We start from the raw sequence: 13,986 nt of genomic DNA, 5'->3' as shown, positions 1-13,986 counted from the left end.
CGTCTGATGACATTGACGTGCGTTCGGGCGACTGGGGCCCGGGCGGCGAGCGACCCGGATACGAGAACGCGATGGAACTGACAGGTACGCCATTCCTCATCCTCACCGTCATCCTTGTGCCGGTGTCCATCACAGTGGCGTTGCTGTTCTGGGGGAAGGTCGGCGGCCCGCAGCCGGTGAAGGCCCTCACCCGGATCGTCATGATCATGTTCTGCCAGGTCACGGCCGTGCTGATGGTCTTCGTGATGGTCAACAACGCCAACCTGATCTACGGGAGCTGGGACGACCTGCTCGGCACCGGCAACCACGTCCGCGCGGTGCCCCCGGTGCCGCCGGCGGACGCGGCCGGCGCGGGCGGGAGCGGTGACGCCGCCAAGGAACCGCCGAAGGTGAAGCAGAGCTTCGGCGGCGTGAACGACCCGGCGGTGCCCAACGACGTGCAGAAGACCACCCTCAAGGGCCAGGTCTCCGGCGTCGACGGCGAGGTGCTGGTCTGGCTGCCGCCGCAGTACAACGACCCGGCGTTCAAGGACAAGAAGTTCCCCGTGGTCGAGCTGATCCCGGGCTTCCCGGGCTCCTCCTCCACCTGGTACGGCACGCTCAAGGTCTCCGAGCAGCTCAAGCCGCTGATGCAGCAGGGCAAGGTCGCCCCGTTCATCCTGGTCTCGCCGCGCACCCTGCTGCTCGGCCAGAGCCAGGACGCCGGCTGCACCGACATCCCCGGCAAGATCAACGCCGACGCCTGGATCACCCGCGACGTCCCGCAGATGGTGCTGGACAACTTCCGCGCCGACCCGTCCGCGGACCGCTGGGCGATCGCCGGCTACTCGGCCGGTGCGCACTGCGCGGCCAAGCTGTCGCTGGCCCACCCCAACCGGTACCGCGCCGCCATCGCGATGTCCGGCTACAACGACCCGGCGACCGAGAAGGACTCGCTGGTCGGCAAGGACCCCAAGCTGCGCGAGGCCAACAACCCGGTCACCATCCTGAAGGCCGCCCAGCAGCCGCCGAAGGTCGCCATGCTGATCAGCGGCGCCAAGGGCGACGGCTACGAGGACGGCGAGGCGATCCGCGGCGCCGCCAAGGCCCCGACCACCGTCCAGGTCGAGGAGGGCACCGGCCCGCACACCACCGAGATGTGGAAGAAGATGGTCCCCGGCGCCTTCCAGTGGCTGACCTCGATCATCCCGGCCCAGTAGCGGCCGACCGCACGACCACCGGACGACCGGACCGCCCGGCGACCGCACGACGAGGGCCCGCCGCGACATCGATCGCGGCGGGCCCTCGCACGTGCCGGAGCCCCCGTCAGGCCAGTTCGAGCGCCAGGTAGAAGTCCACCCGGTCCTCCAGCCGGGAGAGGTCACGCCCGGTCAGTTCCTCGATCCGGCCTATCCGGTACCGCAGGGTGTTCACGTGGACGTGCAGCTGCGCGGCGCAGCGGGTCCAGGAGCCGTCCGAGCGCAGGAAGGCCTCCAGGGTGCGGACCAGGTCCGCCTGGTGCTCGATGTCGTACGCGATCACCTTGTCCAGCAGCCGGCTGCGGAACGCGCGGCGGACCTCGTCCGGGACGGCCGCCAGCAGCAGGACGTGCGAGGCGAGTTCCTCGGGGCCCGCGACGCAGACCCGGCCGACCCGGGAGGCGGCGATCCGGCGGGCGTGCCGAGCCTCCTCCAGGGCGCCGCGCAGGCCGCCGGCCTCGGAGGCGGGGGCGGAGACCCCGAGGGTGATCCGGCCCTCGGAGCCGAGCCCGGCCTCCAGCGGGGCGAGCAGGTCGCGCAGGGCGTCGGCGGGCACCGGGCTGTCCGGGGCCGGCAGCACCACGACGGCGCCGGCGCCCGTCCCGGCGACCAGCGCGCGGTCGGAGGTGGTGCCGAGCGCCTCCTCCAGGACGGCCCGGACACTGCCCTCGGGCAGGCCGGTGCCCTCGGCGCTGAGCACCAGCCAGGAGGCGTCCTCCGCCGGGGACTTGGACTCGGGGCCCTCGTAGCGGGCGGCCATCGCCGAGGAGGCGTACAGGGTGCGGCTGATCTCGGCCGGGTCGGCGTCGCGGCGCAGCAGTGCGAGCACCTCGTCGGCGAGGCGGCGGCGCAGCCGGCGTCCCTCGTCGCGGCGGTGGCGCTCGGCGGCGACCAGCCGGGCCAGGTTCTCGGCGAGCTGCTGGCGCTTGGTGGTCCACTCGGTGATGTCGCCGGCGACCGCGAGCATCCAGTCGGCGAGCGGCACCTCGTGCTCGGCGGAGGCCGCGGCGGGCAGCAGCGAGTAGGAGCCGGCGGCCAGACGGACCCGGTGCGGGGGGCGGCGGCGCTGGCGCTGGGCGGCGAGGTGGGCGCGCACCAGCTGGTCGCGGTCCTCGGCGGAGAGCCGGTCGGCGGGGCCGGCGATCACCGCGCCGGTGGGGGCGAGGACCCAGCAGTCGAGGTCGAGGTCGCCGCCGAGCAGGTCGAGCACCGCGTCCAGCCCGCCGCCGCCGGCCGCCGAGACGAGCAGCCGGTGCCGGTCGACCAGGGCGGCGAGGTCGGCGGCGCGGTCGGCGGAGACCTGACGGCCGATGAACTCGGTGACGGTGCCGAACGCGATGTCGTCGGGGACGGCCAGCAGCGGCATCCGGTGGCGGCGGCAGGCCTCGACCAGGTCCTCGGGCACCGGGCCGACCTCGGCCTCGCCGGCCGCGAGGGCGACCGCGCCGCCGGCCGCGAGGGTCCGCACGAAGCGTTCGGAGTCGGCCGGGACGGTGCGCCAGAGCATGCCGGTGAGCACCAGCTCACCGCCGTGCAGGTAGCGGCCGGGGTCCTGCAGGTCCGTCGTCATCACGCCGCTGACCTGCCGGTCCAGCTCTTCCTCGGCCGCGAGCAGGCGCAGTCGCGGGGCGCCGGGGGCGAGCAGGTCACGGACACGCATCCGCGGACTCCTTAGGGGCTGGATCGAGGGGATCGAGAGGGGGGATCAGGGGGTCGAGCGGAGGGATCGGGAGGGGGTTCGGGCGGGGGGATCGGGGGGAAGGGGGCACCGGACCGTCGGTCCGGGGGTCACAGTGTGCCCGAACATCCGTGCTCGGTGTTACGCACCAGCGGGCGGCCGGATCACGGGCCCGTAGCCCGTCCGTCACGGCCGGATTACGGTCGTAGGTAGCACCCGGCGAACACCTGGGCTGCGAGATTCTGCTCCTTAGAGGAACGTACAGGATGCCGGGCGGGACCACAGCCGGGGCTTCATGCCATCGGTGACTGCCAGTGGGCCGCGTCACAGGGGTTCACTGGGCGACACGCCGCCGGACACCCGGCGGGCGACGACTTGAGGAGACACCCGCATGGAGTTCCTTCGGCCCGCCACCTGGGACGAGGCACTCGCGGTGAAGGCTGAGTACCCGACCGCACTGCCCATCTCGGGCGGGACGGACGTCATGGTCGAGATGAACTTCGACGTGCACCGGCCATCCGCGATTCTCGATCTGAACCGCATCACCGAGCTCACCGAATGGTCCAACGACGGCAGCGTCGTCAAGCTCGGCGCCTCGGTCCCCTACACCCGGATCATCGACGAGCTGTCCGGGCCGCTGCCCGGCCTCGCCCTGGCGGCCCACACCGTCGGCTCGCCGCAGATCCGGAACCGCGGCGGCGTCGGCGGCAACCTCGGCGGCGCCTCGCCGGCCGGTGACGCGCACCCCGCGCTGCTGGCGGCCGGACGGGACGTGTTCGTCGAGGCGGCCTCGGTGCGCGGCACCCGGATGATCCCGATCGACGAGTTCTACGTCGGCGTGAAGCGCAACAGCCTGGAGGCCGACGAGCTGATCCGGGCGGTGCACATCCCGGTGGCGGACGGCCCGCAGCAGTTCTCGAAGATCGGCACCCGCAACGCGATGGTGATCGCGGTCTGCGCCTTCGGCTTCGCCCTCCACCCCAGGAACGGCACCGTCGGCACCGGTATCGGTTCGGCTGCCCCCACGCCGCGCCGCGCCGTCGAGGCCGAGGAGTACCTGCAGGGCGTGCTCGCCGAGCGCGGGCTCTGGGAGTCCGGCGAGCTGCTGGGCGCCGAGGTGATCCAGCGGTTCGGCGAGCTGGTGAAGGACGCGGCCTCGCCGATCGACGACGTCCGGGGCACCGCCGACTACCGGCGCCACTCCCTGGCCGTGATGGCCCGCCGCACCCTCACCTGGTGTTGGAACGACTACGGCAAGCAGATCAGGAGCGCGGCATGAGGGTCACTTTCACCGCCAACGGCAAGCCCGTCGAGGCCGACGACGTGTGGGAGGGCGAGAGCCTGCTCTACGTGCTGCGCGAGCGGGTCGGCCTGCCGGGCTCGAAGAACGCCTGCGAGCAGGGCGAGTGCGGCTCCTGCACGGTCTACCTGGACGGCGTCCCGGTCTGCTCCTGCCTGGTCGCGGCCGGCCAGGTGCAGGACCGCGAGGTCCGCACGGTCGAGGGGCTGAGCGAGGAGAACGGCGAACTGGGTCTGGTCCAGCAGGCGTTCATCGACGCCGGCGCCGTCCAGTGCGGCTTCTGCACCCCCGGCCTGCTGGTGCAGACCGACGCCCTGCTGGAGCACGACGCCCAGCCGAGCGACAACGACATCCGCGAGGCGCTGTCCGGCAACCTGTGCCGCTGCACCGGCTACGAGAAGATCATGGACGCGGTGCGGCTCGCCTCGGCCCGCAAGTGCGCCGGGAAGGGTTCGGCATGACCACCAGGACCATCCAGGGCCAGAAGAACCTGCAGAACATCAACCAGGCGTCCAAGGACGGCATCGGCGGCTCGCCGCTGCGCCCGGACGGGAACCTGAAGGTCAAGGGCGAGTTCGCCTACTCCTCGGACATGTGGCACGAGGACATGCTGTGGGGCATGGCGCTGCGCTCGCCGCACCCCCGCGCCAACATCCTCTCGGTGGACATCTCCGAGGCGCTCAAGGTGCCCGGCGTGTACGCGGTGCTGACCCACGAGGACATCCCCGGCTCGAAGTACTACGGCCTGGAGATCCAGGACCAGCCGGCCCTGGCGATCGACAAGATCCGGTACCACGGCGAGGCGATCGCGCTGGTCGCCGCCGACCACCCGGAGACGGCCCGCCGCGCGGTGAAGAAGATCGCGGTCGAGTACGAGGTGCTCACCCCGATCGTCACCGAGGAGCAGTGCCTCGACCCGGAGACGCACGGCTACGTCCACGAGCCGCACGAGTACAAGTCGCACGCGTACGGCAACATCTGCCACGAGCAGCGGCTGGTCTCCGGCGGCGGCGTGACCGACGAGGTACGGGCCCTGGCGGACGTCATCGTCAGCGGCGACTACGAGGTCGGCATGCAGGACCAGGCCTTCCTCGGGCCGGAGTCCGGCCTGGCGGTGCCCGCCGAGGACGGCGGCATCGACCTCTACATCGCGACCCAGTGGCTGCACGTGGACCGCGAGCAGATGGCCCCGGTGCTGGACCTGCCCGAGGAGAAGGTCCGGCTCACGCTGGCCGGCGTCGGCGGCGCCTTCGGCGGCCGCGAGGACATCTCGATGCAGATCCACGCCTGCCTGCTGGCCCAGCACACCGGCAAGCCGGTCAAGATCGTCTACTCCCGGGACGAGTCCTTCTACGGCCACGTGCACCGCCACCCGGCGAGGATGCACTACGAGCACGGCGCGACCCGCGACGGCAAGCTGGTCTTCGCCGACTGCCGGATCGTGCTGGACGGCGGCGCCTACGCCTCCGCGTCGCCGGCCGTGGTCGGCAACGCGGCCTCGCTCGGGCACGGCCCGTACGTCATCCCGAACGTCCGGATGCACGCCATCGCGCTCTACAGCAACAACCCGTCCTGCGGGGCGATGCGCGGCTTCGGCGCGGTCCAGGCGGCGTTCGGCTACGAGTCGCAGATGGACAAGCTGGCGGCCGAACTGGGCATGGACCCGGTGGAGTTGCGGCAGCTGAACGCGATGTCGGAGGGCGACTTCATGCCCACCGGCCAGCAGATCGACTCGCCCGCGCCGGTGGCCGAACTGCTGCGCCGGGCCAAGGAGATGCCGCTGCCGCCGCCGCTGGACACCGAGCACCTGGACGTCCGTGCGCTGCCCGGCGCGCTGTCCAACACCTCGCACGGCGAGGGGATCGTGCGCGGCGTGGGCTACTCGGTCGGCATCAAGAACGTCGGCTTCTCCGAGGGCTTCGACGACTACTCCACGGCCCGGGTGCGGCTGGAGGTCATCGGCGGCGAGCCGGTCGCGATGGTGCACACCGCGATGGCCGAGGTCGGCCAGGGCGGCGTCACCGTGCACGCCCAGATCGCCCGCACCGAGCTGGGCGTCGAGCAGGTCACCATCCACCCGGCCAACACCGAGGTGGGATCGGCCGGTTCGACCTCGGCCTCGCGCCAGACGTACATGACCGGCGGCGCGGTGAAGCTGGCCGCCGAGGCGGTCAAGCGGGAGCTGATCGACAAGGGCCGGCGGCGCTACGGCTGGAGCCACAAGGACATCGTGCTGGCCGGCGGCAAGGTCGTCTCGGAGAGCGCCGGCGTCCTGGTCTCCATGGTGGACCTGCTCGGCGACGAGGCCATCGACCTCACCCGCGAGCACCACCACCGGCCCACCCAGCCCTTCGACAAGGAGACCGGCCAGGGCTTCGGCCACGTCCAGTACACCTTCTGCGCCAACCGCGCCGTGGTGGACGTGGACGTGGAGCTGGGCCTGGTCAAGGTGGTCGAGCTCACCGCCGTCCAGGACGTCGGCAAGGCGCTCAACCCGCTCTCCGTGGTCGGCCAGATCCAGGGCGGCTGCACCCAGGCGCTCGGCCTCGCCGTGATGGAGGAGATCATCGTGCGGGACGGCAAGGTCCGCAACGCCTCCTTCACCGACTACCTGATCCCCACCATCCTGGACACCCCGCCGATCCCGGTGGACGTCCTCGAACTTCCCGACCCCCACGCACCGTACGGGCTGCGCGGGGTCGGTGAGGCGCCGACCGTCTCGGCGACGCCGTCCATCGTGGCCGCCATCCGCAACGCCACCGGTCTCGCGCTCAACCGGATCCCGGTCCGCCCGGAGCACCTGACCACCGAACAGCCCGGCTGATCCCGGCAGTTCACGCTTCCCCGGGGCGGCGACCGTCTTCCCCGCCGCCCCGGGGGCACCACCCCCCACCCGCTGCCCTGCCCACGCCGGGGTCAGCAGCGGTGCGCACCACCCTCCAAGCACCGCCGGCACTCCCCCTCATTTCGAGTGCCCCCCAGTGAGTCGATGCGTCCCCCTACGCCGCTTCGTTGACCGGCAGTCAGGTCGGCTCGCCCACCCCAACCCCCTTTGACACTTGGGAGTGGACATGACCAGGATCCCCACGGAGCCCGGCACCACCGAAGACAGACCCGCCGGGGGCGACACCCACCCGTCGTCCCCGGCCCCCCGCCCGTCGAGCGCACTGGACGCCTACTTCAAGATCTCGGCCCGCGGCTCGACACTCGCCAACGAACTCCGCGGTGGTCTCACCACCTTCATGGCGATGGCGTACATCATCCTGCTCAACCCGCTCATCCTGAGCGGCGCGGACGTCACCGGCGTCAAGCTGGACCACGCCGCACTGACCACCGCCACCGCGCTGGCGGCGGCCGTCACCACCATCCTGATGGGCGTGGTCGGCAACGTGCCGCTCGCCCTCGCCGCCGGCCTCTCGGTCTCCGGCGCGGTCTCCGCGCTGGTCGTCCCCCACACCACCTGGGCGCAGGCCATGGGCCTGTGCGTGATCTACGGCCTGCTGATCGTGCTGCTGGTGGTCTCCGGACTGCGCGAGAAGATCATGAACGGCATCCCGCTGCCGCTCAAGCACGCCATCACCATCGGCATCGGCCTGTTCGTCACCGTGATCGGCCTCTACAAGGCCGGATTCATGCACACCGGCGGCCCCACCCCGCTGTCCCTCGGCCCGACCGGCGAACTGGCCGGCTGGCCGGTCCTGGTCTTCTGCGTCACGCTGCTGTCGATCTTCGTCCTGATGGCCCGCGGCGTCCGCGGCGCGATCCTGATCGGCATCGCCGGCGGCACCGTGCTCGCGGTGATCGTCAACAAGGCCGCCCACGTACCCGCCGACGCCTGGAAGAACTCCGTGCCGGTGTGGCCCGGCAGCCCGGTCTCCGCGCCCGACTTCAGCCTGTTCGGCCACGTCGACCTGTTCGGCGCCTTCGGCGCCCGGGGCATGGGCGCGATCAGCGCCTCGGTCGCGGTGTTCACCCTGGTGCTGGCCGGCTTCTTCGACGCGATGGCCACCATCATCGGCGTCGGCACCGAGGCCGGACTGGCCGACAAGCAGGGCCGGATGCCCGGTCTGTCCAAGGCGCTGTTCATCGACGGCGCCGGCGGCGCGGTCGGCGGCCTGGCGGGCGCCTCCGGCCAGACCGTCTTCGTCGAGTCCGCTACCGGCGTCGGCGACGGCGCCCGCACCGGCCTCGCGTCCACCGTCACCGGCGGGCTGTTCGCGCTGATGCTGTTCTTCTCGCCGATCGCCGGCATCGTCCCGGTCGAGGTGGCCTCCGCCGCCCTGGTCGTGATCGGCTCGATGATGATGAGCCAGGCCCGGCACATCGACTGGTCCGACCGCGAGGTGGCCATCCCGGCCTTCCTCACCTGCGCACTGATGCCGTTCACGTACAGCATCACCGCGGGCGTCGCGGCCGGCGTCATCTCGTACACGGTGATCAAGGCCGGGGTCGGGCGCTGGCGCGAGCCCGGGGCGCTGATGTGGATCCTCACCGGGGTGTTCGTGCTGTACTTCGCGCTCACGCCGATCAAGTCCTGGCTCGGCGTGCACTAGCCGGCCCCGCCGGCCCCGTTTCGCGGCCGGCCCCGCCGGTTCCACAGGCGCGACCGGCCCCTCGCAACACCGCCGCCGTACGGGATCGTTTCCCGTACGGCGGCGTCCACCGCTACTGTCGAACCGTGTAAGGAGCCTCCGCCATGCAGGACATCGCCGAGCAGCTGCAGGCCTGGCACGCGGCCGGGCGTGCGTTCGCCGTGGCCACCGTGGTCGGCGTCTCCGGCAGCGCACCGCGCGATCCCGGGGCGGCGCTGGCCGTGGACGCGGGCGGCGAGGCGATCGGCAGCGTCTCCGGCGGCTGCGTCGAGGGCGCGGTGTACGAGCTGTGCCAGGCCGCGATCGAGAGCGGCGAGCCGGTGCTGGAACGCTTCGGCTTCAACGACGAGGACGCCTTCGCGGTCGGCCTGACCTGCGGCGGAGTCCTGGACGTGTTCGTCCAGCCGGTCGTGCCGGGGGCCGACGCCGGACTGGACGCGGGGATCGCCCACATCGCCGCCGGGACACCGGTCGCGCTGGTGCGGGTGATCGCCGGACCGGCCGCGCTGCTCGGCGCCACCCTCGCGGTCACCGCCGACGGCCTCTCCGGGGCGCTGTCCGTCGGGCCGTCCACCGTCGGCGGGCTGGAGCGGGCGATCGTCGCGCAGGCCCGGGCGATGCTGGAGGCCGGACGCACCGGCCGGCTCGTCCTCGGCCTGGACGGGCGCCCCTGCGACGAGCACGAGCTGGGCACCGTCACCTGCTTCGTCGAGTCCTACGTGCCCCCGCCGCGGATGCTGGTGTTCGGGGCGATCGACTTCGCGGCCGCGGTGGTGCGGATCGGCAAGTTCCTCGGCTACCACGTCACCGTCTGCGACGCCCGGCCCGTCTTCGCCACCACCCGCCGCTTCCCGGAGGCCGACGAGGTCGTCGTCGACTGGCCGCACCGGTACCTGGACTCCCAGCTCGGCCGGATCGACGGACGCACCGTGCTCTGCGTGCTCACCCACGACGCCAAGTTCGACATCCCGCTGCTCGAACGCGCCCTGCGGCTGCCGGTCGGCTACGTCGGCGCGATGGGCTCGCGCCGCACCCACCGGGACCGCGAGGCGAAGCTGCGCGAGGTCGGGCTCACCGAGGCCGAACTGGCCCGGCTGCGCTCCCCCATCGGCCTCGACCTGGGCTCGCGCACCCCCGAGGAGACAGCGGTCTCGGTCGCCGCCGAGATCATCGCCCACCGGCGCGGCGGCAGCTGCCTGCCGCTGAGCACCGGCGACGGACCGATCCACCACGACACGGCCCGGGCCGCGGCGGACGACGGCGCCCGCACCGGTGCGGAGGAGGCGCGGCCGCCGCGGACCCACGCCGCCTGAGCGTGACGTTGCGTGCCCACCGGGGCGGCGGGACGCTGGAGTTGCGGACTCGCCCCGAGCCCGGGGAAGGAGCGGGGACCATGCGCGCCCTGCTGGAAATCGAACTCGACACGGCCACCGCCAACCAGGCCATCACCAGTGGAGAGATGGCGGACGGCCTCCGCGAAGCCCTGGCCGAACTCAAGCCCGAGGCGGCCTACTTCTTCGCCCGCAACGGGAACCGCGCCCTGATCGCCGTGATCGACGTCGCGGACGAGGCCGCGGTGCCGTCCATCGCCGAGCCGTTCTGGCTACGCATGAACGCCAAGGTCGACCTGCACATCTGCATGAACGCCGACGACCTCATGACGGGCCTGCAGCGACTGGCCTCCTGACGCCCCTCGGCCCCGCCCCCGGGCCCCGCCGGCGGGCCCCCGGTCAGTCGCCCAGCGCCAGCTTCACGCCGAAGCCCACCACGACCGCACCGGTCACCCGGTCCATCAGCCTGCGGGTCGCCGGCCGGCGCAGCCAGCCCCGCAGTACCCGGGCGAAGCCCACCAGCACCGTCGACCAGAGCACCCCCTCCACGACGTGGACGCAGGTCAGCGCCACGCCGGCGGCGAAGTGCGGGGCCCCGGCGGGGATGAACTGCGGGAGCACGGCCACGTAGAAGACCCCGACCTTGGGGTTCAGCAGATTGGTCAGCGTGCCCCGCCGCCAGCCGTGCCCGAACCCGCCCTCCGTCGGCTCGTCCTCGACCGCCACCCGGGCACCCCGGTCGCGGAGCATCCCGATGCCCATCCACACCAGGTACGCCGCGCCCGCCCAGCGCAGGACGTCGTACGCCAGTTGCGAGGCGGTGAGCAGCGCCGTCACCCCCGCCGAGGTCAGCGTCCCCCAGATCAGCGTGCCGGTCTGGATGCCGAGCACGACCCCCCACGCCTGGCGCCGCCGCCCCAGCGCCGACGTCCGCAGGACCAGCGCGGTGTCGATCCCGGGCGTCAGCGTGAGCAGCCCCACGACGAGGGCGAAGGACCACAGCGCGGTTGTCATCTCCATGGCCCTGGATGCTCTCACAGGGCCCGGACACCGCCCCGGGCGGCGTCAGTCCGCGGCACCGGACGGCACGACCCACCGGGTCGGCCGGCCGGTGAGACCGGGCAGCCCGCCCGCGGCCGACCGGTCGATCCGTTTCGGCGACGTTCACCCGGTCAGGTGACGTTGAGGCGGGCGGCGAGGCGCAGCAGGCCGGGGCTCAGGCGGGACAGGAAACGGGCCGCCTTGGCCTCGGGGGTGACGGGGACGACGGGCTTGCCGGTGCGGACCGCGGCGAGGACGGCGGTGGCGACCTTCTCCGGGGGGAAGCCGCGGCGGGCGTAGAGCTTGGCGGCACGGGCCTGCTTGGCGGCCTGTTCGGCGGCGGTGGTGGCGGAGAAGGTGGAGGTACGGGTGATGTTGGTGTTGACGATGCCGGGGCAGATGGTGGAGACGCCGATGCCGTGGTCGACGAACTCGGCGCGCAGGCAGTCGGAGAGCATGAACACCGCGGCCTTGCTGGTGGCGTAGGCGGTGAGCGCCTTGGACGGCAGGTAGGCGGCGGCCGAGGAGACGTTGACGATGTGGCCGCCCTGGCCGCGGTCGGCCATCAGGGTGCCGAACGCGCGGCAGCCGTGGATCACGCCCCAGAGGTTGACGTCCAGGACGCGCTGCCACTCCTTCTCGGTGGTCTGCAGGAAGGTCCCGGAGTGGCCGATGCCCGCGTTGTTGACCACCACGTCGGGCACCCCGTGCTCGGCGGCGACGGTCTGCGCGAAGGCGTCCACCGCCGCGCCGTCGGAGACGTCCACCCGGTAGGCGTGCGCCGCGGGGCCGATCAGCGAGGCGAGTTCGGCGGTGCGCTCGGCGGACGCGAGGTCCAGGTCGCAGACCACTACCCGGGCACCCTCCTCGGCGAAGGCCAGCGCGGTGGCCCGGCCGATGCCGCTGCCGCCGCCGGTGACGACCACCAGCCGGCCGTCGTCCAGGGCCGGTCGCTCCCCTGCGGCCTCGCCGGCGCGGCCGGCCTCCGTGCGGGCGGTGAACTCGCGGACCATTCCGGCCACGGTGGCTCCCTTCTCCAGCAGCGCCGACCAGTGGCCGGCGTGCAGCGTCCTGCGGGTGAGGTCGGGCACCCAGCGCTCCAGGCCCTCGGAGAGGTAGGTGCCGACGTAGCGGTCCCGGGTGAGGGTGATCAGCTGGACCGGCACGAGGGTCGGCCGCTCGCGCGGACTTCCCATGGTGGGGCGGAAGTTGGCCCGGTACAGCTCGATGCCGCGCACGGCGTCGCGGCGCAGGCTGCGCTGCGGGTGGTCGGCGCGCGGGGTGACGTGCTCCAGGTCGCGCAGCACCCTCGGCCAGGCCCGGGCGAGGCCGAGGCGCCAGACGCCGGGGGCCAGGTAGGGCAGGTGGAAAGCGGTGATGTACCAGGAGTGCAGGCCCTGGTGGAGCAGTTGCCGCAGGTGGCGCGGGGTGGGGCGGCGCAGCCGGTGGCGCAGCCAGTACCCCATGTGGTCCAGGCTGGGGCCGGACATGGTGGTGTAGGACGCGATCCGGTGCGCGGCGCCCGGCGCGGTGACGGCTTCCCAGGACTGAATCGAGCCCCAGTCGTGGGCGACCAGGTGGACCGGGCGGTCCGGGCTGACCGCGTCGGCGACGGCGAACAGGTCATCGGCCAGCCGCTCCAGGCGGTAGCCGTCGCGGTCCGCGGGGACGCCGGACTCGCCGGCGCCGCGGACGTCGTAGCGGACCACGTGGTGGTCGCGGGCGAGGTCGGCGGCGATGTCGTCCCAGACGGCGTGGGTGTCGGGGTAGCCGTGGACGAGGAGGACGGTGGGGGCGGCCGGGTCGCCCTGCTCGAAGACGGCGAGCGGCAGGCCGCCGGAGTGGACGGTCCGGCGGCGGGTCGGGGTCGTCATCGGGTGGCCTCCAGGGTGCTCGGCTCGGCGGTCGTTGCGGCGGGCGCGGGCGTCGCGGTGGTCGCGGTCGCGGTCGCGGTGGCGGTGGCGGCGGCGGCGGCGGCGGCGGTCCAGCGGCGGACGTGCGGCAGGTCGTCGTCCAGCCAGTAGGCGTCGTCCTCGGTGACCACCAGCAGCTCCTCGAACTTGATGCCCACACCGCGGAAGCCGATGTGCGGCTCGACCGCCCACAGGCCGGGGGTGGGCGCGTGCCGGGACGACCGCCCGTCCGCCCAGAGCGGTGAACGGCCGTGCAGGCGCTCGGAGATGAGCTCGCGGCCGAGGGTCTGCAGGGTGCGCACGCCGAAGCCGAAGACGTTCACCCCGGCCGGGCCGCGGGCCACGGTCCGGGTGACCTGGTGGCCGATCACCCGACCCGGGTAGACCTGGTGGCGGTTGTCGTAGCCGTGCGCGGCGAGCTGCGCGTCCACCGCCGCGTACACCTCGTCGAGGGGCTTGCGGGCCCGCACCTCGGCGAGGATCAGCTCGCGGTAGACCCGCAGGTCGGCGGCGAGCCGGTCCCAGACCCGGTTCTCGCCGACCTTGCCGCCGTAGCCGATGTCGGCGGTGTAGCCGTCCACGACCGGCGCGCAGTCCAGGACGTACGGCATGCCCTCCTCCAGGCGGCGGTTGCCGGCGAAGAACTGCAGCGGGGTGTGGAAGTGCCGGAACGCCGTGCGGTCCCCGAACCAGGCGAACGGGACGTGGAAGAAGTCCTGTACCCCGGCGGCGACCAGACGGCGGCGCAGCTCGGCGGTGGCCTGCCGCTCGGTGACGCCGGGTTCGATCCAGGCGGCGACCTGTTCGGCGCAGTGGTAGGCGAGTTGCTGGGTCTCGCGGAAGCGGGCGAGGTCGCGCTCGGTGTAGCGGAAGGCGGGGGTCGCTTTCGCCAT

Annotated in this window: 11 protein-coding genes; 7 read left to right on the top strand and 4 right to left on the bottom strand. The window is 72.8% G+C overall.

All coding sequences use genetic code 11. The annotated features are described in order from the left end of the window. Positions 1-122: 122 nt before the first annotated feature. Complete coding sequence (locus ABT048_RS34370) at positions 123-1,199, top strand: alpha/beta hydrolase (RefSeq protein WP_350525516.1); 1,077 nt, start codon at positions 123-125, stop codon at positions 1,197-1,199. 106 nt (positions 1,200-1,305) lie between these two features. On the opposite strand, the gene ABT048_RS34365 is transcribed toward ABT048_RS34370, so the two are convergent. Beyond that, positions 1,306-2,898 carry a PucR family transcriptional regulator gene (locus ABT048_RS34365; RefSeq protein ID WP_350525515.1) on the bottom strand — a complete coding sequence of 531 codons (1,593 nt, stop codon included), beginning with the start codon at positions 2,896-2,898 and terminating at the stop codon, positions 1,306-1,308. 409 nt (positions 2,899-3,307) lie between these two features. Here ABT048_RS34365 and ABT048_RS34360 point away from each other — a divergent pair, with 409 nt between their 5' ends. The 6 genes from ABT048_RS34360 (at position 3,308) to ABT048_RS34335 (ending at position 10,495) form a co-directional block, all read left to right on the top strand. Beyond that, a complete protein-coding gene (locus ABT048_RS34360; protein ID WP_350525514.1) occupies positions 3,308-4,195 on the top strand; it encodes an FAD binding domain-containing protein in 888 nt (295 codons plus the stop codon). Further along, positions 4,192-4,677 (top strand): (2Fe-2S)-binding protein, encoded by a 486-nt coding sequence (locus ABT048_RS34355; protein WP_350525513.1) that lies wholly within the window; start codon positions 4,192-4,194, stop codon positions 4,675-4,677. The genes ABT048_RS34360 and ABT048_RS34355 overlap by 4 nt, the downstream gene beginning before the upstream one ends. Beyond that, positions 4,674-7,040 (top strand): xanthine dehydrogenase subunit D, encoded by a 2,367-nt coding sequence (pucD, locus tag ABT048_RS34350; protein WP_350525512.1) that lies wholly within the window; start codon positions 4,674-4,676, stop codon positions 7,038-7,040. Before ABT048_RS34355 ends, pucD begins: the two co-directional genes overlap by 4 nt. A gap of 247 nt (positions 7,041-7,287) precedes the next feature. After that, positions 7,288-8,769, top strand: coding sequence for an NCS2 family permease (locus ABT048_RS34345; RefSeq protein ID WP_350525511.1), 1,482 nt, complete (start codon positions 7,288-7,290; stop codon positions 8,767-8,769). A gap of 143 nt (positions 8,770-8,912) precedes the next feature. Next, on the top strand, positions 8,913-10,121 hold the full coding sequence (locus tag ABT048_RS34340) for an XdhC family protein (RefSeq protein WP_350525510.1): 1,209 nt from the start codon (positions 8,913-8,915) through the stop codon (positions 10,119-10,121). Positions 10,122-10,201: 80 nt separating this feature from the next. Continuing rightward, entirely contained in the window at positions 10,202-10,495 is a 294-nt protein-coding gene (locus ABT048_RS34335; protein WP_350525509.1) for a hypothetical protein, read from the top strand. Between the two features lie 43 nt (positions 10,496-10,538). Here ABT048_RS34335 and ABT048_RS34330 read toward each other — a convergent pair whose 3' ends face one another. From ABT048_RS34330 to ABT048_RS34320, 3 genes are all read right to left on the bottom strand, one after another. Beyond that, positions 10,539-11,159, bottom strand: coding sequence for a LysE family translocator (locus ABT048_RS34330; protein ID WP_350525508.1), 621 nt, complete (start codon positions 11,157-11,159; stop codon positions 10,539-10,541). 152 nt (positions 11,160-11,311) lie between these two features. Continuing rightward, positions 11,312-13,054 carry an SDR family oxidoreductase gene (locus tag ABT048_RS34325; RefSeq protein ID WP_350525507.1) on the bottom strand — a complete coding sequence of 581 codons (1,743 nt, stop codon included), beginning with the start codon at positions 13,052-13,054 and terminating at the stop codon, positions 11,312-11,314. Further along, positions 13,051-13,986 (bottom strand): M24 family metallopeptidase, encoded by a 936-nt coding sequence (locus ABT048_RS34320; protein WP_350525506.1) that lies wholly within the window; start codon positions 13,984-13,986, stop codon positions 13,051-13,053. Before ABT048_RS34320 ends, ABT048_RS34325 begins: the two co-directional genes overlap by 4 nt.

The organism is Kitasatospora sp. NPDC096140 (genome assembly GCF_040303045.1).
Lineage (GTDB): Bacteria > Actinomycetota > Actinomycetes > Streptomycetales > Streptomycetaceae > Kitasatospora.
This window is presented reverse-complemented; position numbering and strand designations above follow the sequence as displayed.

What these genes read in the sequence shown, in the direction of transcription:
- ABT048_RS34345 (WP_350525511.1), top strand. Translation starts at nt 7,288, where the DNA reads ATGACCAGGATCCCCACGGAGCCCGGCACCACCGAAGACAGACCCGCC.
- ABT048_RS34365 (WP_350525515.1), bottom strand. Translation starts at nt 2,898, where the DNA reads ATGCGTGTCCGTGACCTGCTCGCCCCCGGCGCCCCGCGACTGCGCCTG.
- pucD (WP_350525512.1), top strand. Translation starts at nt 4,674, where the DNA reads ATGACCACCAGGACCATCCAGGGCCAGAAGAACCTGCAGAACATCAAC.
- ABT048_RS34330 (WP_350525508.1), bottom strand. Translation starts at nt 11,159, where the DNA reads ATGGAGATGACAACCGCGCTGTGGTCCTTCGCCCTCGTCGTGGGGCTG.
- ABT048_RS34355 (WP_350525513.1), top strand. Translation starts at nt 4,192, where the DNA reads ATGAGGGTCACTTTCACCGCCAACGGCAAGCCCGTCGAGGCCGACGAC.
- ABT048_RS34360 (WP_350525514.1), top strand. Translation starts at nt 3,308, where the DNA reads ATGGAGTTCCTTCGGCCCGCCACCTGGGACGAGGCACTCGCGGTGAAG.
- ABT048_RS34325 (WP_350525507.1), bottom strand. Translation starts at nt 13,054, where the DNA reads ATGACGACCCCGACCCGCCGCCGGACCGTCCACTCCGGCGGCCTGCCG.
- ABT048_RS34340 (WP_350525510.1), top strand. Translation starts at nt 8,913, where the DNA reads ATGCAGGACATCGCCGAGCAGCTGCAGGCCTGGCACGCGGCCGGGCGT.
- ABT048_RS34320 (WP_350525506.1), bottom strand. Translation starts at nt 13,986, where the DNA reads ATGGCGAAAGCGACCCCCGCCTTCCGCTACACCGAGCGCGACCTCGCC.
- ABT048_RS34335 (WP_350525509.1), top strand. Translation starts at nt 10,202, where the DNA reads ATGCGCGCCCTGCTGGAAATCGAACTCGACACGGCCACCGCCAACCAG.